This is a genomic window from Pseudomonas sp. A014 (genome assembly GCF_052378495.1).
GTDB lineage: Bacteria > Pseudomonadota > Gammaproteobacteria > Pseudomonadales > Pseudomonadaceae > Aquipseudomonas > Aquipseudomonas machongensis.
Genome location: NZ_CP199001.1, coordinates 5,609,307 through 5,628,474 on the forward strand (window position 1 = coordinate 5,609,307; position 19,168 = coordinate 5,628,474).

Here is a 19,168-nt window from a genome sequence, read left to right on the forward strand (position 1 = left end):
TCGCGAAAGGGGCGCGATGCACCCCTGCAATCCCATCAAACGTTCGGGCAAGGCACCGGTGCCCAGTCACCCATGTCCGGGTTGCGGCACATGCTGTTGACCTGGTCCACGCCCGCCTTGGCGACTTGCTGGGCCTCGGCTTTCTTGCCGGTGGCGTTCTGCAGGGTCTTCTCGGTGGCGACTGCTTCGGTCGGCACTTTGGTGTTGGTCTTGCCCGCAGCCTGGCCCTTCTTGGTGCCAGACTTGCTGGTCGCCTTCGGTGGCTGGACCACGGCCGCCACTTCCGAACGCTGCACGCCCACCTGCTTGAGGTCCTGCTCGTAGGCCTGGGTGTAGTTGTTCAGGTTTTCACCCAGACGACCGTTGACGGTGCCGAGCAGCTGGTTCGACTCGTTCAGGCCGGCAACGATCTCGGCCAGGCGCTTGCGGCCTTCGGTATCGTTGATGCGGTTGGCCTTGCGGTTCTGGATCAGGCTGGCGAATTCGCGCTGGTAGCAGGCCTGGGACGCCTTGGCGTACTGGGTGGTGCGGTCCAGGTCGGCGGCACTCTTGTCGATGTCGGCGGCGTAGGAAGCGATGCGCTGCTTGTCGTCGCTGATCTGCTTCTGGCGCTCGGTGTAGTAGCCCGCCGCACCACCGACCAGGGCACCACCGGCGGCGCCGATGGCAGCGTTGCGACCACGGTTGTCACCGTCCACCAGGGCGCCGGTCAGGGCACCGCCTACCGCGCCGAGCAGTGCGCCGGTGGCGACCGAGCGAGTCATGTCGCCGTCAGTGGAGCGCAGGTGCTGCACCGGCTCGTAGCAGTTGGGGTAGTACTCCACCTTGGTCGTTGCACCGATCTTGGAAACCGGCGAGCCGGCGCAGCCGGTCAGCAGAACGCTGCTGAAACCGGCAGCCAGCAGCAGAGCGGCACGGGCCTTGGAAGCGGTGATCAGGGAGGTGCGATTCAAGCGCATGGTCGGGTTCTCTCTCGGGTTGTGCTGATCCGGCCTGCTTCATGCGGGCCGGGGTCTTTTTTCAGGGTTTCTTCAAGGTCGCGGAGCAGCCGATGCCAGCAGCTCCTTGAGGATCGTCGCCGGGTCGGCCCGCCGGTTCTGGCGGTACTCCCCGACGTGGCGGACGAACAGGGTGGCGCGGGTCTCCAGGCTCTTGCCCAGCACCGGCTTGCGCTCGAGCTCTTGCTTGACCCGCTGGAACTGCGCCTGGATCACCGCGTCGGTGTAGCGCGTGCCGCTGGCCAGGTTGTCGATGTAGATCGCCAGCGCGCCGTCCAGCGCGCTGCGTCCGTTGGCGATGGCGGCGCCATACATGCTGGCGCTGGCCTGGTCGCCCGAGGCCTGGGCCTTGGCCTGGGTGTTCTGCAGGTTGGTCAGGCGGATGTTGTAGTTGTTGATGGTCTCGGCCACGAGGGCCGCCGACTGGATCAGGTTGCCGGCCGCTTCCTCACGCTGGCGGGCGATCAGCGAAACATTGCGCTTGAGCTCTTCGTTGACCAGACCCAGCTCGGCCTGCAGGCGCGGGTCGCTGGCGCCGGCGATGATGCCGTCCAGGCGCGTGGTCGGGTCATCGGCGGCATTGATGTCGTCGGTGAGGCCAGCCAGGCGCCCCTCTTTCTGCCACTGCTCGAACAGCTCCTGGTAGCGCGAACGCGGCGCCGACAAGGCACCGATGGCGACGCGGAAACCGGTGGTCTCGTTACGCTGCTCAGTGCCGTCGGCACCGAACAGCGGATACTCGCGGCGCATGCCGGTGAACAGCGTGGTCTCGCCTTCCAGGTAGTTGCCCCCCTTGACCACGAAGCCGCCGTAGGCGCCCTGACGGCGACCAGCGTGCACCAGCTGGAACGACTCCTGGACCATTTCGGCGGCATTGCCGATCACATCGAACATCCCGAGCGGGTTGGGTTGCTTGGTCCCGATCGGCATCAGTCGCGCAGCCTGTCCGGTGCCACCCGCAACCTGGTTGAACACCGCCCAGTCGGCCAACGGCCCGTCACCGTCGCTGCCTTCGACCTTGCGCGGGAACAAACGCCCATCGAGCTCCTGGCGGCTGACCGCCGAACCGCCGCGGGCGGCGAACTCCCATTCCACTTCGGTGGGCAAGCGCACGAAACCGGTCCCGCCATCTTCGGCCTTGCTGCCCCGGCCACTGACCGGCAGCAACTCGCGGTGGTGCTTCATCAACCAGGCGCTGTACACCGCAGCGAAGCGCTCGGCCTCGAAGCGCGACAGCTTGACCTTGGGCAGGCGACCGGCGGCCTCGGTGACCGGTTCGCAGGCAGGCTCGGCCTCTCCGCTGGCCAGCGACTGAGCCTGGGCCATGACCTGGGCATACTGGCGCGCTGTCACCTCGTACTTGCCGATGAAATACATCATCGGCTTGAGCGGGCTGCCCGCCTCGACCTTGGGCAGGCTGGCGCCGACCTGCTTCTGCCAGGCGGGGGACAGGTCCTGCAGGCTGAACTGGCCATTGATGAAGTCGCGGCGATATCCGGAAATGAACGACTGCTTGTAACCCGCCTCGCCTTCGCTGAAGGGGTAACCCAAGTTGACCTCGCGGTCATCGAGGCTGCCTTGCGCCAGCACGTAGACATGCCGGAAGACAATCTCGCCGCCACAGGGCAGCGGCAAGCTGACGTCGTCGGCCAGAGGCTTGGGGTTGTCCAGCTTGCTGGTGGCGGCGGGGTCGGGCGTGGCGGTGTTGACTGCGGAGGCCTGGGGCTTGTCCTCGCCATCGGCGGGGGAGCAGGCCACAAGGCCCAGTGTGGTGACGATCAAGGCCGCTACCTTGAGGCGAAGTTCAGACATCACGAATTCCTTGCGAGGCGTCGATCCGCGCCACCCGCCAGCCACCCAGGGCGGCGGCAGCGGTGCTGGCCGCCAGCACGGCGAGCAGCGCGACGAGATAGTGCATGGGTAGCAGGTGAGCGGCGTATTCGCCGGGCACCTGCATGAACAGTCGGTTCAGGCCGTGCTCGGCCAGGGCATACAACAGGGCCGCCAGCCCGGCGGCGAGCAGGCCGCTGTACAGCGCCTGCAACACCACGAACAACAGCAGCGCGGCGGTGCCGAAGCCCAGCAGGCGCAATACCGCCAGCTCACGCTGCTTGCGCTCGACCGCCGCCACCGCACCTGCGGCAACCGCCGCAACCGCCCCGGCCACGGCCAACGCGACGATGATCCAGAACACCAGGTCGAGATTGCGCCCGAGCGACTGCACCTGGGCGATCTGCGCCGCCTGGGTCGACACCAGCAACTGGCGTTCGGCGAAGAACTGGCGCAGCGGCTCGACGTCCTCGAGCGTGCGGGCATACAGGCGAAACGCCGGGTAGACCCGCGTCGCGTTACCGGCCTGCAGCTCGCCCGCCCAGTCCAGCGCCGGTACCGCACGCCCGTCGCGGTAGTCCTCGGCGGCCTCCAGCAAGGCCAGCGGTGCGAACAATGCATCGCGCTCGAACGCTGCCAGCGGCAGCACGGCACGCACGTGCAACGAGGTCTGGCGCCACTGCACCTCGCCCGCACGCTGGCGATTGAAACTGGCCTGCAAGTGATCGCCAGGACGGGCACCGAGCTTTTCCGCCGCGGTGAAACTCAGCACCACGTCGCGCAGGTCGGCTGCATCGGGGGCCACGGCGCCGTCGAGCAACGGATCACCGGGCGCGGTCGGCAGCATCTCGACCGTCACCCCACGCCCTTGTGCAGGTAGCAACAGCTCGGCGGTGGCGGCGATCTGGCGGGTGCGCGGGATGGCGAAGGCGACATCCGGACGCGCCGCGAGCCCGGCGATGAAATCGGCAGTGAAACGTCCCCCGCCCAAGGGAATGACCTCACGCACACTCGGGTCGCGCTGCAGACGCTCGGTCAGGCTGCCGATCAGGCCGAACTTCAGGCCGAACAGCACCAGCAGTGGCGCAATCACCGCCACCAGCGCCAGCACCGCGCAGGCCGACAGCCGCGCGTCGGTGCGGTAGTCCTGCCAGGCCAACCCGGCGATCAGCAACGGGCGCATCAGGCAGCCTGCCCCAAGGTCGCGATGACACCGCCTTCGGCATCGCGTCGACAGTGCATGCGCAGCACCCGCAGCCCGGCGTCGCGGGCCAGGGTCTCGTCGTGGGTGGCGATGATGCAGGTCACCCGATGCGCCTCGGCCTGGCGCAGCAGCAGCTGCATCACCCGCTCGGCATTGACCGGATCGAGCGCTGCAGTCGGCTCGTCCGCCAGCAACAGCGACGGCGCATGGGCCAGGGCACGGGCACAACTGACCCGCTGGCGCTGCCCTAGCGAAAGCGCCGCCGGACGCTTGTCCAACTGGTCGCTCACATCCAGCGCGGCTGCCAGGCGCTCGACGCCACCGTCGTCGGCCAGCCCCAGTAACTGACGCGGCAGGCGGATATTGCCGCGTACGTCGAGAAAGCCCAGCAGCCCGCCCGCTTGCAGCACATAGCCCAGGTGCCGGCTGCGCAAGGCGGCCAGCCGGTCGAGACGACGACCACGCCACAGCCCGGCGACATCCTGCACGCTACCCTCAAGTTCCAGGGTGAAGGCGTCCGCCGCATCCGGCGCCAGCACCAGTGCCAGCAGGTCGAGCAGCGTGCTCTTGCCGCAGCCGCTGGGGCCGACCAACGCCACCCGCTCACCGGCGCCCAGACGCAGATCGCCGATCTCCAGGCGGTAGCGCCCGCGCGTCTTGTGCACCCCCTGCAGACTGATCATCACGGCAGCGTCGACAGCGGGACACGGTACAGGGCGTCGCCCGGTTCGGCGTTGCCGAAGCGTACCCAGTTGGCCATGTCGTTGTGGAAGGTTTCGTAGAGGCGAATCTTCGAGTCGAGCTCGTCGATGAAGTCCTCCTGCTCGGCGACCGACAGCGACAACCACAGGTCCTGGGTCATGCTCAGCGACTTGCTGCGATACGGCAGGCCTTCGAGGTACTCACCAAGCACGCCGCCCTGAGCAAGGTTGGCGCCCTTGCTCAGCGCGCCCGGGTCGCGGCTCATGTAGGCACTGGCGCTGGCGATTTCATTGAAGAAGTCGCCCGGCGAGGTGCGCGTCTTGCGCGCCGCATCGACGATCAGTTTGAGCGACTGCTGCAGGTCGTTGAGCTGCAGCTTGGTCAGCATCACGCACACCTGCAAGGTCGGCAGCGCCGGGTTGGTCAGGTCACGGTCGGCGGTCCAGGCACTCACCAGTTGCGGCGCCTGGCTGGCGCTGCGGCGGCCGAGGAAGTCCATGTGCATGGCATAGCCCACAGCCTGGGTCTTGGCGGCGAGGCTGGAGCCGCTAGCGAGCAGCGGCACGGCCTGCGGCTGCTGGTTGCGCACCTGGTGAACCAGCTCGGCGAAGGTCGAACCGATCTCCTGCACTCGCGCGCCAAAGGCGTTCACATCGCCGCCCGGCACCCCCACGTAGAGGTCGCCGATACGCGGGTTGCTATCGGCGGTGAGCACGCGGTACTGCTGCTCGGCCGAGCCGTGATTCTTCACCCCGGCGGGGGTGCGCAGGTGCAGGGCGTAGATCTTGATCTGCTTGCTCAACGCCGCCTGACGCACCTCGGCTTCGTTCATCCGCGTACTGCTCTCGGGATCGCTCTTGCGCAAGGCGCCAGCATCGCTGACCAGCAACACGATGCGCCCGCCGTAGCCGGACCAGTCCATGCCCTCGACCGCCTGCATGACCCCGGCGAAGGCATCCTCGTTGAACGAATGGCTGGACACGGTGGTGGCCTTGACCTGCGACGCGGCCTTGAGAAAGCGCGCAGGGTCGCGGCCTTCATCGAGGGTAACCAGGGTCTTGCTCAGGTAGTCCAGGCCCGGTGTGCGCTTGACGCTGTTGCGAAAGCCCACCAGGCCGAAGCTGACGCTGTCCAGCTCACCGCGTGCCGCCAGTTGCTGCTGCAACTCGCTGACCACCTGGCGCACCCGGTCGATGTAGGGTTGCATCGACACCGAGGTGTCCACCACCAGCACGATACCGGTGCGGAAGCTGTTGTCGCCGGCGCCGGCAACACCTGCGGCCTGCGGCGTGCTGCCGGCCGCACTGCTGCCGGGATCGATCGATGCGATGTTGAGCAGTTGCACCGGCTGGCCGTCGGCGTCGAAGCTCTCGCGGTAATCGAAGATCGGCATCAGGTAGAACTGGTCCTGCGGCACCGCATTGGCCGCAGGCTCTAGTGCCAGCACACGCGGTACCTGAGCTGGGTCGTTCTGTGCCTTGAGCAATTGCGCGCGGGCCTGGGAACTGTCGTCGAGCAACTGCTGCACATCGTCGGGCTGACGCATGAACATCACCGGCGCACGGCCAGAGCGTTCGGTGAACTTGAGCACCAGGCTCTGCTTCCAGTCGCTGGTCTGCTCTGCAGGCAGCCAGCCTTCACGCGCACCATCGCTGGCAGCCCCGACCTGAACCCAGGCTTTGCCGTCGATATCCTTGCGCTGATAAACGTAGAGCACCGAGAAGGCCGGCAGGCTGTCACCGGCAGCGCCACCGGGGGTGTCGGCCAGGCGTGCGCCGGGCTTGGTCAGCACGCGCTGGAACAGGGTCTTCTTGCCCGCCATGAGCAGCGGGCGCTGATCGTCCTGCGAGGTGCTGGCGACAGGAGGTGGCGCGCTGGGTGGGGCCGGTGTCTGTACCACAGGTGTGGCGACGGCGGGTTCGTCGTGACCGGCGAACAACCAGTAGCCACCCGCCGCCAGGCCCAGTGCCGCTGCGATGGCCACCGCCAGCAGCGCCACCGCGGGTTTTTTCTTCGGCGCAACGACAGGCGCCGGGCGGCCTTGCTCTGGCTCACGCTGGACTGGCTCGGGTTGCGCATGTGCCTGGGGAATCTCGATGGACACTGGCGTCAACCCTGCGAGCTCGGGGGTTGCCGGGGGCACGATCAGTGGCCGGATCACCGTGCTCTGGTTGTCGTCGGCCGGCAGGCGATCCAGTGCCGCCAACAAGGCAGCGGCATCGGCGAAGCGTTCGTTGGGGTCCTTGGCCAGCAAGCCGCGCAGGATTTCCTGGTAGCGCCCATGCTCGATGGGCAACTCCGGCAGCGGCTCGGTCAGGTGCGCCAGCGCCGTGGACAGTGCATCGGTGCCGCTGTAGGGCAGCTTGCCCACGAGGATTTCGTAGAGCACCACCCCCAGCGCATACAGGTCGGCGCGCCCGTCGATCTCAAGCCCGCGCGCCTGCTCCGGGCTCATGTAGCTGGGCGTCCCCACCGCGAAACCGGCCTGGGTGAACTGGGTGTGATCGTCCAGGGACTTGGCGATGCCGAAGTCCGACAGCACGGCGTTGCCATCGGCACGGAACAGGATGTTGGCCGGTTTCACGTCGCGGTGCACCAGGCCCTGGGCATGGGCATAACCCAGCGCCTGGGCCATCTGGCGCACATAGACCAACCCTTGCTCCGGCGTCAGCCCGGCGGCGATGCGCTCCTTGAGCGTGCCGCTGGGCAGGTACTCCATGGCCATGTAGTACAGCTCGCCGACATTGCCGATATCGTGGATGGTGGCGATGTGCGGATGGGCCAGGCGCGCAAGGGTGCGGCCTTCGCGCAGGAACCGCTCGCAGAAGGTCGGATCGGCCGCCAGGCTCGCGGCCATCACCTTGAGCGCGACCTTGCGCTGCAATGAGCGCTGGGTGGCCAGGTAGACGCTGGCCATGGCGCCTTGGCCAATCTCGCCGTCGATGTCGAATCCGGGGATCTGCATGTCCATGATGTTCTTCAATTGGCCTTCACCACCACGGCGGTGATGTTGTCGGGCGCGCCTCGGGTCAGGCCCAGGTGGACCAGGCTGCGTACTATTTGATAGGGGTCGGCATGGTTGAGCACCTCGCCGATCTCGAGGTCTTCGGCGGTCTTGGTCAGGCCATCGCTGCACAGCAGGTAGGTGTCGCCAGGGCGCACCTGCAAGGCCACGGCCTGCAGTTCCAGGTGGTCCTCGACGCCGATGGCACGGGTCACGATGTTGCCGCGCGGATGCACCCGCGCCTCGGCTTCGCTGAGCAGGCCGCTGTCCTGCAGTTCCTGGACGTAGCTGTGATCGTGGGACAGGCGCTCGATGCGCCCGCCGCGCAGGCGGTACAGACGGCTGTCACCGGCCCACAGGCCGATGGCCTGGTCGCCGCGTGCGGCCAGCACCACCACGGTACTGCCCATCATCGCCACGCCACGGCGCGCGGTTTCCTCACGGACCGTGAGGTTGACCCACGCCAGGCCGTCACGCACTTCGTCGGCGAACTCCGCCAGCGAGTCGAGCATCGGCAGGCGGCGCAGGCTGTCCACTGCCAGGCTGCTGACATAGTCGCCCGCCGCATGGCCACCCATGCCGTCGGCCACCGCCCACAGGCCCGCCCAGGTCAGGTCCAGGCAAGCGTCCTCGTTGATCTTGCGTACCATGCCGACATGGCTGTAGCTGGCCGCGGTGTACTGCAGGTCGGTCATGCGCGCGCAGCCTCGCTACCCAGAAGAAACCCGGCGAAATCCTCGCTGCGCGGCAGGCCCGGATAGCGCATCAGGCCCGGCGCGATCCGCTCCGAGCCCCTGCCCCACCACAGGCTCATGCCTTCGCAGGCGCACTCGGCCAGTGCTCGCTCCCGCCCTTCAGGCGTGGTCGCGGCCAGACGTTGCAACCCACCCACCGCAGGCGCGCTCGCTATCCCCTGTGGCAGCGGGGTGGTGCCGCGATAGGGCCGCACCGCATCCTCGAATGCCTCGAGCTGCGCACCTTCCTCCAGCGTGCCGAGCAAAGCCGCTTCGACCTGCTCGAACCACTCATCCGCCCCCACCACCGCAACCGCCACCGAAACCTGCGGCTCCAGCGCCTGCGCCACGGTCAGCGGAAAATACCGCCCGACGCGATCGATGCTCGGCATCACCACCCCGATCATCGCCTGCGGCCCGCACACGCCCGCGGCCAGGGCAAAGCGCCACAGCGGGCTGACCAGGTACGCCTGCAGCCACTGCTCGCCCAGTTGTCGCTGGCTGGCCTGGATACCTGCGGCCAGCCACTGGTCCCAGGGCTGGATGAAACTCTGTGGCAGGTCGCGGCTGACGAAGTCACCGCGGCAGGCCATCTTTCCGTAGAAACCGACGTCGTTCACAGGCGCTCCGGCAGGCTGAAACCGCTGACCACTCGGCTGCGGAACGGGTTGAAGGCGCTGCTGGCACGCAGCTCATAGGACACGCTGGCACCGTCGACCCGCAGGCGCAGGCTGAAGCGCTCGGGCGAGGTGCCGGCGATCAGGTCGGACTGGTCGAGCAGGCGGAACCACGCCCACGGGCCTTCCAGCGTGAGCCCCGAGCGGCCACTGGCCGAAGGGGGCGAGATCGACAGGCGCACCACGCCGATGCTGTTCGGGTTCGGCCACTGCAACGACACCGGACGGCTCGGGCCGTGGTCATAGCTGACCTGTTGGCCATCGAGGTCGAGCATGAACTGGGTGATCGACGCATCCATCGCCACCGGCTTGAGTTCGAAACGCACGCCTGGCGTCAGGCCGCTGCTGTTACGGAAGAAGGCATCGCGAATAGTCGCGGCGCGCTGGAAGGTGTTGAGCACACCGGCATTGATCCCCAGCTTCTGCGCCGCCCCTGGCTGCCAGCTCCACGGCGACGTGGAGGTGTTGACGTAAGGCTGCAGGTATTTGCGGAAGTAGTTGTCCATCACCCCGCCAACACCGAAGAACTGGCCGAAGTCTTCCAGGGTCGCATCACGCGGGCTGCCGGCCGTCAGCGGGTAGCGACCGCTGAGGGACTGTCGGTAGACGTTGACCACCTCGCTGGTCCAGGCGGCATTGAGCTGGTTGCGTACGCCACCCATGACGATGGCGTTGGTCGAGCCGACCACCGAGCCGACCAGGTTCTGCACCACTTTCGGCTGCCGCGCAGCACCGAGCGAAACCCTCTGCGAGGCAGCCTGAGCCTGGTTCTTGGCCTCGCCCAGCAGGGCTTCGCCACTGGCGCCGACCATCGCACTGACCTGCACGTACAGGGCATTGAGATCGGCGAGCAGACCGTCGATCGAGCTTGGCTGGCCTTCGCCACCTTCGACCAACTCGGCCAGTTCGGCGAAGTGTGCGGTCACAGGGTCCACCTCACGCGCACCTTGCTCAGTGCCCGGGATCGGCGTGTCGCCGAGCAGACCACCCAGGCGCTGGCGCAGTTGATCGACACCGGCCTGTTCGACTTTGGCCTGGGCCTTGTCGAGAGTGGTGGGCTGCTGCAGGTCGGTTTCCTTGGCCACCGCCTGCAACAGTTTCTTCATCGGCGAGGTAGGGCCGGACAATACCCGCAGCACATCGGCGGCCTGCCCGACACTGGTAATCGGCACAAAGTCCAGGTCGGCCAACAGCGCGTCCCAGTGGCGGATGTAGTCCTGGTAGTAGAGCTGGCGCACATCGTCCGCCAGGCGCTTGGCATCACTGGCCTCGCTCAGCTCGCGACCGAGCACCCAGCGCTCTTCGGCGAGGGTTTCGCTGTGGGCGACGCTGGCGGCGAGAAACGCCTTGCGATAACCCTCGACAGTGAAGATCCCCGGCAGCGGCTCGGTCAGCGGCTTGCCACTCTTGCGCTGGAATACCAGCGCGGCATCACGTCCAGCGGCGTCGCTGATGCGAAAATCGCTGACGCCGGCCGGCAGCTTCTGCCGCTTGACCCGGTCATACACACGTTGCGCCACCGGCAACTGCTGCAACTGGCGGCGGGTGTCGTCGATCAGGCGTTGGTCGAGGCGCGCATTCGGCGGGCGCTTGTCGAACAGCGCCGCCAGGTGCTGTTCAAGTGCCTGGCGCTGCTCGGGAGCCAGATCGCGCGGCAGATGGCGCTCCCAGTCGAGACTGATCCAGGCCTTGAGGAAGTCCGCGTCGTAATGCTCGCCGTCGGCCAGCATCAGATAGGCCTTCAGGCCCTCGTACAGATAGTCGGAAGGACCGCCGGCGTACAGTTGCTCCTCGATGCGGGTGACCAGCCGCGGGGCGAAGATCGCGATCAACAGCTTGCGATAGACGCTGGTGGACTCGGTCTCCAGCATGTCGCCCTGGTACAGCCCGAGCCCCTCGGCCCAGGCCGGCGGATCGTCTGCCAGGCGGCGCACGGCGTTGAGCAGCGGCAGCACTTCGATCACCTCGCGCTGCGCCGGGCTCAGTTCCTGCACGCTTTTGCCCAGTGGCTTGAGGCGGCTGTCGACTTCGGCGATGTACTGCTGGTTGGCGCGGTAGCTCAGGGTCCACAGGGTGCCGACCACCAGCACCAGAGCCACGCTCAGCGCCAGGGCACCTCGGGTGATCCACTTGCGGCGCTGCTCGACCTTGGGGTTGCTGCCCACCAGCCCACGCTCGGCGAAGGCCACGGCGCTGAACAGCTTCTCGATGAAGTAGCTGCGTCCGGTGCCGGTCTGGCGCGCCAGGTGCGCGCGGTCCAGGCCCATGCTCTGCGCCATGCTGCCGATCAGGCGATCGATGGGGCTGCCTTCCTGGGTGCCGCTGGTGAAGTACACACCGCGCAGCAGCGCCCGCGCCTCGAAGGCGTTGGGTTTGAACACGCCGTCGAGGAAGGTCTTGAGATTGCCGCGCAGTGCCGCGAACTGCTGGACGAAGCCATAGATCAGGTCGCGCCGCGCCGGGTCGCGCTCCTGCTGCAGGCGCTCGACCAGACGCTGGTTGAGGCGCTGCTCGAGCAGGCCGAACTCCTGGTCGAAGCCGGCCAGTGGACCGTCGCCCTGCTGCCCGTCATCCAGCGCGAAGGTCATGCCCCACACTTGCGCGCGCTCGTCCTTGCTCAGGTTGTCGAAGTACTCCATGAAGCCCGGCACCAGGTCGAGCTTGGTGAGCATCAGGTAGATCGGGAAACGCACACCGAGCTGGCTGTACAGCTCCTGGATTCGGGTGCGGATCGCCGCCGCATGGGCGGCGCGTTCGGCGTCGCTGCCCAGCAGCAGATCGGACAGGCTGATGGCGATGAACGCCCCGTCGATGGGGCGACGCGAGCGCTGGGTCTTGAGCAGGTCGAGAAAGCCCAGCCAGGCGGCCTTGTCTACCTGCGCATGGCTGTCCTGGGTGGTGTAGCGTCCGGCGGTATCGAGCAGCACCGCCTGGTCGGTGAACCACCAGTCGCAGTTGCGCGTGCCACCGACACCACGGATGGCGCCCTCGCCCAATTGTGCCGCCAGCGGGAAATGCAGCCCCGAGTTGACCAACGCGGTGGTCTTGCCGGAGCCCGGCGGGCCGATGATCACGTACCACGGCAGCTCGTAGAGGTTGCGGCGCTCGTCACCGCCCAGGCGCGCTTTCTTCAGCAGCACCAGGGCCTCGTCCATGCGTTGGCGCAGGGTCGCCAGCTCTTCGGCGGTGGCCAGGCTCGCAGGATCCGGCGCAGTTTCGGCGGCCAGGCTCTCCATCACTTTGGCGGCTTGGCGACGCGCCTGGACGATGCGCCAGGTACGGTAGGCAATCCAAACCGCGAACAGCAGGACGATCAGAATCCAGCGCGGCGCCGGCGGCGCCAGCACGTCCAGCAGCGGCCCGATGAACCAGATGATCAGGCTGAGGGCGATCAGCCCCAGCACCGGGATCACCCAGCGAATGACAAAACTGAAAAACGCCTTCACTCGACGCCCTCCGCCAGTACGGTGATTTCGACCCGGCGATTCTTCGCCCGGCCCTGTGCGGTGTCGTTGGAGGCCAGCGGCTCGGTGTCGCTCAGGCCTTGCGCGCTGAAGCGCTGCGGCTGCCCGGTGCGCGCGGCGAGCATTGCCTTGACCTCTTCGGCGCGGGCCTGGGACAGCGCCCAGTTGGAGGGGAAGCGGATCGTGGCGATGCGCTGGTTATCGCTGTGGCCAGTGACGCGCACGTTGCCCTTCACCTTGGAAACCGCCTCGGCGATACGCAGCATCAGCGGCTCGAAATCGCCCTTGATACTGGCGCTGGCAGACGCGAACAGCTCGTCGCCACGAATGGTCACCACCGAACGGTCGACCGCATCTTCCACCGAGACCCGACCGGCCTTGATGTCATCGGCAAGGAAACCTGCCAGGCGCGGGCGCTCGACCGGCTTGGGCTGCACCACCGGGCGGTCCATGGCCTGCACCGGGATTTCACCCAGGGCATGGATGCCGCGAAATACGGGTTCTGCATCGGAGGCCAGCTTCAGGCGCAGACCGAACAGCAACAGCAGCAGCAAGGCCAGGGCCACCGCGAGCCCTACCCAGGGCGGCACGAACTGGGTCAGACGATCGCGGCTGACCGAGACGCCGCGCCAGTGCGGGGATAATTCGCGCTCGATCTCCCCGCGCGCACTGCGCAGGGTCGCAGCGGTACGCTCACGCAGCGCCTCGAGCTGTGCACGCCCCCCGTTCATCACCCGGTAGCGGCCCTCGAAACCGAGGCTGATGCACAGGTACAGCAGCTCCAGCAGGTTCAGACGCTCGCGCGGGCTCTGCAGGCAATGCTCGAGCAACTGGAAGACCTTTTCACCGCCCCAGGCTTCGTTGTGCACGGTGATCAAGAGGCTCTGCTTGCCCCAGTCGCTGCTGCTGCCCCAGGGGGTGCTGAGCACGGCTTCATCGAGGGCGGTGCACAGGGCATAGCGCGCCAGCAGCACCTCGTTGCGCGGTACACCGCCAGCCTCGGCGCGCTCCTCGAACTGGCGCAGGTAGGCGAGCAGTTGCGCGCGCAGGCTCGCCGGGGCTGGATGGGCGATGGTATTGCGCAGACGCGTAAGCATTGCCAGCAGCGGACCGGCCGCCTGCTCCAGCGGATTGAGGCCCTTGCCCTGGCCCGGCGCCAGCGGCTCGGCCGGTACGCTCAGCGGCGGTGGTGCGGCCTGGGGTGCCGCCGTCGGCTGCGGGCCTCGTCCGCCCGGGCGAGGCATGAACTGGGTGCGGTCGTTGGCCTGCGGATCGTCGTGCTGCATCGCGGCTTATCCTCGAATGGCCCAGAAGGCCAGGTTCAGGCCAGGGAACTCGCCAGCGACGTAGAAGGCGAAACCTCCCGAATGTTGCAACTGCTTCCAGTGCTCGCTGCCGCGGTCGAGTTCGAAATAGGTGGAACCTGCATGGAACGGAATCTGCCGCGGCGCCACCGGCAACGGGAGCAGGCCGATGCCAGGCAACTGCAGATTGACCAGGTCGCGGATGTGCTCCACCGAACCGATCTTGCTCTGCTGGCCGAAGCGGCTGCGCAAGGTCTCGCCCGGCACATCGGCGCGCACCACGAGGATGAAACTGGCGCTGTCCAGCAGGCTGCGATCGGCGAGCATGGCCACGTGCACGCCGTAGGCTTTCTCGACGATCGGAATAGCCACCGCCTTGCTGTCGATCAGCATCGACAGCGCTTCACGCAGCGATGCCATCAGCGGCTGGAAGGTCGCCGCAAGATCATCGTGCTGGTACACCGGGAAGCTCTCGGGGCGACGCCCCTCGCGGGTGAAGGTGGCGAACTCGCCTGCCAGCGCTACCAGTTCGCTGTACAGCCGCTCCGGGTGCAGCGGGCTGAGCTGGCCGAGGTGCTCGATCAACGGCTGTGCGCGGTTGACCAGTTGCAGCAGCATGAAGTCGGCAATTTCCGAGGCGCCGCCATTGGCCGAGGCCACCACCCGCCCGGCCAGTGCCTCGCCACGCTGGTGCAGCAGCCCCAGCAGCTCACTGCGAAAATTCGACAGCGGGTTGCTGGCCGCCACATCCAGCAGCGGCGGGATGTAGCTGTCGTCCAGCACCAGGGCCCGGTCGGCACGCTTTTCCCGGATGCGCACCACACCCAGCGCGGCAAAATCGCCCAGGCCATCTTCCTCACGCAGCAGGCGCAGCGCACGGCCTCCCAGGGCCAGGGGTGCGCGATTCTCGAACGGCGCATTGTCGTCGCGCACTTCGCTGACCCGCGCCACATAGCGCGCGCCGTCCAGCGCCTCGCCTTCGTCGACGGTGTCGCGGGCACCGGCACGCTTGAGCGGCAGGCCCAGGTGAATCACCCCGTCGCGCAGGTCGTCGGGAATCTCCAGAGGCGCCGGTGGCAGGTCATCACGGGGAATATCGAAGGGCGTGCCGTCCGGCAACAGGCCACGGGCACTGAGGATTGCCAGCTTGCCCTGGGCCAGCAGGCCCTGGTCGACCAGCAGCTCGGAAAAGCCCCAGGCCGCGCTCGACAGAGGGCGGCTGCGGGCATCGATGAAGTTTTCCAGATAGCGGTCGTGCTGCTGGAAGTGCTGGGTCGTGATGAACATGCCTTCCGACCAGACCACACGATTGTTCCAGGACATGGGTTCTCCGTTTGCCTAGCGGGCAGGCACAGGTTGTGGGGTGGCCACGGCGCTGCGCACGGCGCGCACATCGAGGCTGATCTGGTAATCGCGAGGCGGGACGGCCAGCACGCTGCGCCACTGCGCACGGTCGATCTCGCGGTAGCCGACCACCAGGCCGACCTGGCGCGTCGCCGGGTTCAGTGGGCGATCCAGCTGCAGTTGACGACCGGGCTGCAGCAGTACTTCGTCCTGGTCGATCAGGTCGGCGCCCAGCGTGGCCTGCGCCCGTTCGGCCAGGGCAAAGTAATCGGCGCGCTCGAAGGCGGCGGCGTTCTTCAGCTCGTAGATGCGCACCCGCACAGGTGCCGGCGTGCCATCGGCACCGGGGTTGAGCCCGGCGGCGGCGCTGAAGTACAGGGTGACGCCTGGCTCTGCCGGCTCAGCGTCGGAGCTCGGCACCACCGACGCATCCTTGCTGCAGGCACTGAGCAGCACGAAGGCCAGGGCTGCCATCAGTCTTGTTGCACTCATCCTCGTCCTCATGACGTATTGGTGTTCTTCCTGCCTTGGGCATCAGCCTCAAGAGCGTTGCAGTCGGGCGTTGTGTGCCTCGTAGGCACGGCTGAACTCGCGGCCGAACAAGTCCTGGAAATCGTCCTGGGCTTCAGCTGATATCTGCCCGTACAGCTCGGTGAACTGCTGCCAGCAATGGGCCTGGCGCGAGCCGCCGAATACCTTCGACAGGCCTGTGGCCGGCGCCAGGCGAGCCTCCAGCCGGGCGGGCTCGAAACGCGTCAGCACGTGCTTGATCGCCGCCTCGACGCCGGCCATGACCGCCAATTGGTGGGCGCGCAGGTCATCGAAACTGTCGCGTACCGCCTGGTCGGCGGGCATGAACGCCTGGTTGCCCTGGCGCAGCAGCAGCAACAGCGCCTCATCGGCGTTGGGGGCGAACTTCAGCGGGTTGTTCTGCACCGGCGCGATGGTGGTCTGCTGCATGCGGAACTCGCCCTTGAGGCTGCTGCGCGCGCGCAGCACGTCGATCAGGCCCTCGACCATCAGGCGGTAGCTGCGGCCCACCGCCTCCATCTGCGCTGCGGCATCGCCAGCGTCGATGCGCAGGTGCTCGATGCCCGCACCGCGCAGGAACGCCTGCAGCAGTGCCTGGTCGGGCATGGCCTGGGTGGGGGGCGGGACGGGGGCGGGTGCGGGTGCGGGTGCGGCGACAGGTGCAGGCGGTGGAGGCACTGCGGCAACAGGCGCGATCGGCTCTTGCGCAGGCAGCGGGCTGGAGGCCGGGACCTCGTCGAACAGGTTCCAGTCCGCCGGAATCACCCCCGGGGCGGGTGCGGCAGGCGACACGGCGGGCGTTACCGGCGCGGGCGGACGAAAGTCGTGCTGCTGGGCCGGCACATGGTCAGGTTGGCTCGCCGCCGGCACGCTGGCGGGCCCAAGGAAATCGAAGATGTCGGGCAGCGTGTCGTGGCTCGACGCCCCCTGCAGGAAAGCAGCCGGGGCGGGTGCAAGAGGGGGCTCGGAGGGCGTCGCCTGCCCGGCCATCAGCGCCTCGAAGCTCTGTGCGCCAGGCTGGCGACTCTCCTCCAGCGAGAACCCCGAATCGATGCGCGCCTGGATCTCGTACTCGCCAATCCGGATAACTTCGCCATCCATCAAGGGCTCGCTGTTTCCGCGGCGCAAACGCACGCCAGCGTGTACCAACTCCACGCCATTGGTGCTGCTATCGGTCAGGTAATAACGGCCATCTCGAAACTGGATGACACAATGATTGGACGATACCAATCGCTCAGGATCCGGCAATACCCAATCATTGTCCGGACTTCGCCCGATGGTGACGGCACCAGTCTCCACAAGCATCTCCGCACGTTGGCCCGGAGTAATCTTGTGATAACTAGTGATAGTAAGGCAAAGTGCCATCACGCCTCCTGCATATAATGTGTATCGTGATTCCATTCAAATGAGTGGATAGCGAAAATCGCCAATAAATCCTTCAAAAACAACGACATAAATACCGTCTTTAGCTGTTTTATCGCGACATATCGGCGAATTTAACCACAGCAGCAAGGCACATTGATGGCATCCGACAGATGGGCCTTCAAAGCTGCAAACTCGGTCACACCTCCACTCAGGGGCGGGTAGCTTACCTTGACAGCATTTTGGAAATAAACCATAAATGCGCAACTTTGGAGCCTGCCATTGATATCACGCTGACATCAATCGCCCGCTCCTCTACAAGTTTTTGTGCGCCAGTTCACATTTGCAACTTCGCGCAACTAAAGCCCCGCCACGGGCCGATATGGAGATCGATTCCTGGTGAACTCGCCGCTGCTGCTCGCCGCTATTTCCGATGACTTCCCATGCGGTGAAGATCTCGAATACGACGCGGACTTCCTGCAACTCGAACGCGATGCCCAAGGGCGTCCGGAGCGGGTCATGGGCGATGCGGTACAACCTGCCGAACCGCCGCAGTGGCGCACCATCGAACAGACCTGCACCGACCTGCTGCAACGCAGCAAGGACCTGCGCATCACCCACTTCCTGGTGCAGTCCAAACTCGCATTGCAAGGCTTCGTCGGCCTGGCCGCCAGCCTGGAACTGATCCGCGACCTGCTCGGCGAATACTGGCTGCACCTGCATCCGCAACTCGACGCCTCCGACGACAACGACCCGACGGTGCGTGTCAACGCCCTGTCCGGCCTGACCTGCGACGCCAACATCGCCCTGCTGCGCGAAGCCGTGCTGGCACGCTCGCGCGCCTTCGGCCCGGTCACCTTGCGCGCGGCCCTGCACGCCGCCGGCCTGCAGCACTTCGCCAGCGAAGACCTGAGCGTCGAAGCGCTGGCCGCTGCGCTGCGTGATGCCGACCCCGATGAGCTCGAACAGACTCGCCAAGCCCTGAGCCTGGCTCGCGAGGCCTGCGAAGCGATCGAGCGCCGGGTCAGCGACCAGGTCGGCTCGGCCAGCGGCGTCGACCTGTCGGCACTCAAGCAACCGCTGCGCCTGGCACAGCAGGTACTGGCCGACTACGCCCCCGGCGGCTCGCCGCCAGCCGCCGAGAACAGCGAAGCGCCGCAGGAACATTTCCAGGACGACCATTCGACGTCCACCGCCGCAGCGCCAGCCGCTCGTGCCGCTGCACGCCCCGGCGAGATCAACAACCGCGACGACGTTCAGCAAAGCCTCGAGCGCCTGCTCCAGTACTACGCCCGCCACGAGCCTTCCAGCCCGTTGCCGGTGCTGTTGCGCCGGGCCAAGAACCTGGTCAACGCCGATTTCGCGACCATCGTACGCGACCTGATTCCCGAGGGCCTTTCGCAGTTCGAGAACCTGCGCGGGCCCCAGGACGACTGATACCACCGACAGCCGCAACGAACGACAGCGCCCCCAGCGGCGACCAGGAGGAACCACGTGGCCAAAGACAGCTCCCAGAAATTCATCGCGCGCAACCGCGCGCCGCGAGTGCAGATCGAGTACGACGTCGAACTGTATGGCGCCGAGAAGAAGGTACAGCTGCCCTTCGTCATGGGCGTGCTCTCCGACCTCGCCGGCAAGCCGGCCGAACCACTGCCCGCCGTGGCCGACCGCAAGTTCCTGGAAGTCGATGTCGACAATTTCGACTCCCGCCTCAAGGCCATGAAGCCACGGGTGGCATTCAACGTCCCCAACGAGCTGACCGGCGAAGGCAACCTGAGCCTGGACATCACTTTCGAGAGCATGGACGACTTCAGCCCGGCCGCCGTTGCGCGCAAGGTCGATGCCCTGAACCAGCTGCTCGAGGCGCGCACCCAACTGGCCAACCTGCTGACCTACATGGACGGCAAGACCGGTGCCGAGGACATCATCCTCAAGGCCATCAAGGACCCTGCCCTGCTGCAGGCCCTGGCCAGCGCCCCGAAACCTTCCGATAACGAGCCGAGCGCCTGAGGAG

General features: G+C 66.7%; 14 protein-coding genes. 2 read left to right on the top strand and 12 right to left on the bottom strand.

The window, feature by feature from the left end:
- Window positions 1–35 precede the first annotated feature (35 nt).
- The 12 genes from tagQ to tagH form a co-directional block, all read right to left on the bottom strand.
- The gene (tagQ, locus tag ACTYOL_RS25955) at window positions 36–959 is read right to left on the bottom strand and encodes a type VI secretion system-associated lipoprotein TagQ (RefSeq protein WP_054891241.1); all 924 of its coding nucleotides are present in this window, start codon (window positions 957–959) and stop codon (window positions 36–38) included.
- A 72-nt stretch (window positions 960–1,031) separates the two neighbouring features.
- Window positions 1,032–2,810 carry a formylglycine-generating enzyme family protein gene (locus tag ACTYOL_RS25960; RefSeq protein WP_444757307.1) on the bottom strand — a complete coding sequence of 593 codons (1,779 nt, stop codon included), beginning with the start codon at window positions 2,808–2,810 and terminating at the stop codon, window positions 1,032–1,034.
- Window positions 2,803–4,011, bottom strand: a complete 1,209-nt coding sequence (locus ACTYOL_RS25965) for an FtsX-like permease family protein (RefSeq protein WP_444757308.1) — start codon at window positions 4,009–4,011, stop codon at window positions 2,803–2,805. The genes ACTYOL_RS25960 and ACTYOL_RS25965 overlap by 8 nt, the downstream gene beginning before the upstream one ends.
- Window positions 4,011–4,715: an ABC transporter ATP-binding protein gene (locus ACTYOL_RS25970; RefSeq protein ID WP_054891238.1), complete on the bottom strand. Its 705-nt coding sequence runs from the start codon at window positions 4,713–4,715 to the stop codon at window positions 4,011–4,013. Before ACTYOL_RS25970 ends, ACTYOL_RS25965 begins: the two co-directional genes overlap by 1 nt.
- Complete coding sequence (locus ACTYOL_RS25975; protein ID WP_200602774.1) at window positions 4,715–7,705, bottom strand: serine/threonine-protein kinase; 2,991 nt, start codon at window positions 7,703–7,705, stop codon at window positions 4,715–4,717. Before ACTYOL_RS25975 ends, ACTYOL_RS25970 begins: the two co-directional genes overlap by 1 nt.
- A gap of 8 nt (window positions 7,706–7,713) precedes the next feature.
- Entirely contained in the window at window positions 7,714–8,433 is a 720-nt protein-coding gene (locus tag ACTYOL_RS25980; RefSeq protein WP_065863914.1) for a PP2C family protein-serine/threonine phosphatase, read from the bottom strand.
- Window positions 8,430–9,092 carry a type VI secretion system-associated protein TagF gene (gene tagF, locus ACTYOL_RS25985; RefSeq protein WP_112899385.1) on the bottom strand — a complete coding sequence of 221 codons (663 nt, stop codon included), beginning with the start codon at window positions 9,090–9,092 and terminating at the stop codon, window positions 8,430–8,432. Before tagF ends, ACTYOL_RS25980 begins: the two co-directional genes overlap by 4 nt.
- The gene (tssM, locus tag ACTYOL_RS25990; RefSeq protein ID WP_197890360.1) at window positions 9,089–12,595 is read right to left on the bottom strand and encodes a type VI secretion system membrane subunit TssM; all 3,507 of its coding nucleotides are present in this window, start codon (window positions 12,593–12,595) and stop codon (window positions 9,089–9,091) included. The genes tagF and tssM overlap by 4 nt, the downstream gene beginning before the upstream one ends.
- Window positions 12,592–13,899 (bottom strand): DotU family type VI secretion system protein, encoded by a 1,308-nt coding sequence (locus ACTYOL_RS25995; protein WP_063541553.1) that lies wholly within the window; start codon window positions 13,897–13,899, stop codon window positions 12,592–12,594. Before ACTYOL_RS25995 ends, tssM begins: the two co-directional genes overlap by 4 nt.
- A gap of 6 nt (window positions 13,900–13,905) precedes the next feature.
- On the bottom strand, window positions 13,906–15,240 hold the full coding sequence (gene tssK, locus ACTYOL_RS26000) for a type VI secretion system baseplate subunit TssK (RefSeq protein ID WP_054891233.1): 1,335 nt from the start codon (window positions 15,238–15,240) through the stop codon (window positions 13,906–13,908).
- Window positions 15,241–15,255: 15 nt separating this feature from the next.
- Window positions 15,256–15,753, bottom strand: a complete 498-nt coding sequence (tssJ, locus tag ACTYOL_RS26005) for a type VI secretion system lipoprotein TssJ (protein WP_153773938.1) — start codon at window positions 15,751–15,753, stop codon at window positions 15,256–15,258.
- A gap of 48 nt (window positions 15,754–15,801) precedes the next feature.
- The gene (tagH, locus tag ACTYOL_RS26010) at window positions 15,802–17,157 is read right to left on the bottom strand and encodes a type VI secretion system-associated FHA domain protein TagH (protein WP_444757309.1); all 1,356 of its coding nucleotides are present in this window, start codon (window positions 17,155–17,157) and stop codon (window positions 15,802–15,804) included.
- A 396-nt stretch (window positions 17,158–17,553) separates the two neighbouring features.
- Here tagH and tssA point away from each other — a divergent pair, with 396 nt between their 5' ends.
- Both tssA and tssB read left to right on the top strand, forming a co-directional pair.
- Complete coding sequence (tssA, locus tag ACTYOL_RS26015; RefSeq protein ID WP_153773323.1) at window positions 17,554–18,591, top strand: type VI secretion system protein TssA; 1,038 nt, start codon at window positions 17,554–17,556, stop codon at window positions 18,589–18,591.
- A gap of 57 nt (window positions 18,592–18,648) precedes the next feature.
- The gene (tssB, locus tag ACTYOL_RS26020; protein WP_054891229.1) at window positions 18,649–19,164 is read left to right on the top strand and encodes a type VI secretion system contractile sheath small subunit; all 516 of its coding nucleotides are present in this window, start codon (window positions 18,649–18,651) and stop codon (window positions 19,162–19,164) included.
- Window positions 19,165–19,168: the final 4 nt, after the last annotated feature.

What these genes read in the sequence shown, in the direction of transcription:
- tagQ (WP_054891241.1), bottom strand. Translation starts at nt 959, where the DNA reads ATGCGCTTGAATCGCACCTCCCTGATCACCGCTTCCAAGGCCCGTGCC.
- ACTYOL_RS25960 (WP_444757307.1), bottom strand. Translation starts at nt 2,810, where the DNA reads ATGTCTGAACTTCGCCTCAAGGTAGCGGCCTTGATCGTCACCACACTG.
- ACTYOL_RS25965 (WP_444757308.1), bottom strand. Translation starts at nt 4,011, where the DNA reads ATGCGCCCGTTGCTGATCGCCGGGTTGGCCTGGCAGGACTACCGCACC.
- ACTYOL_RS25970 (WP_054891238.1), bottom strand. Translation starts at nt 4,715, where the DNA reads ATGATCAGTCTGCAGGGGGTGCACAAGACGCGCGGGCGCTACCGCCTG.
- ACTYOL_RS25975 (WP_200602774.1), bottom strand. Translation starts at nt 7,705, where the DNA reads ATGGACATGCAGATCCCCGGATTCGACATCGACGGCGAGATTGGCCAA.
- ACTYOL_RS25980 (WP_065863914.1), bottom strand. Translation starts at nt 8,433, where the DNA reads ATGACCGACCTGCAGTACACCGCGGCCAGCTACAGCCATGTCGGCATG.
- ACTYOL_RS25995 (WP_063541553.1), bottom strand. Translation starts at nt 13,899, where the DNA reads ATGCAGCACGACGATCCGCAGGCCAACGACCGCACCCAGTTCATGCCT.
- tssK (WP_054891233.1), bottom strand. Translation starts at nt 15,240, where the DNA reads ATGTCCTGGAACAATCGTGTGGTCTGGTCGGAAGGCATGTTCATCACG.
- tssJ (WP_153773938.1), bottom strand. Translation starts at nt 15,753, where the DNA reads ATGAGTGCAACAAGACTGATGGCAGCCCTGGCCTTCGTGCTGCTCAGT.
- tagH (WP_444757309.1), bottom strand. Translation starts at nt 17,157, where the DNA reads ATGGCACTTTGCCTTACTATCACTAGTTATCACAAGATTACTCCGGGC.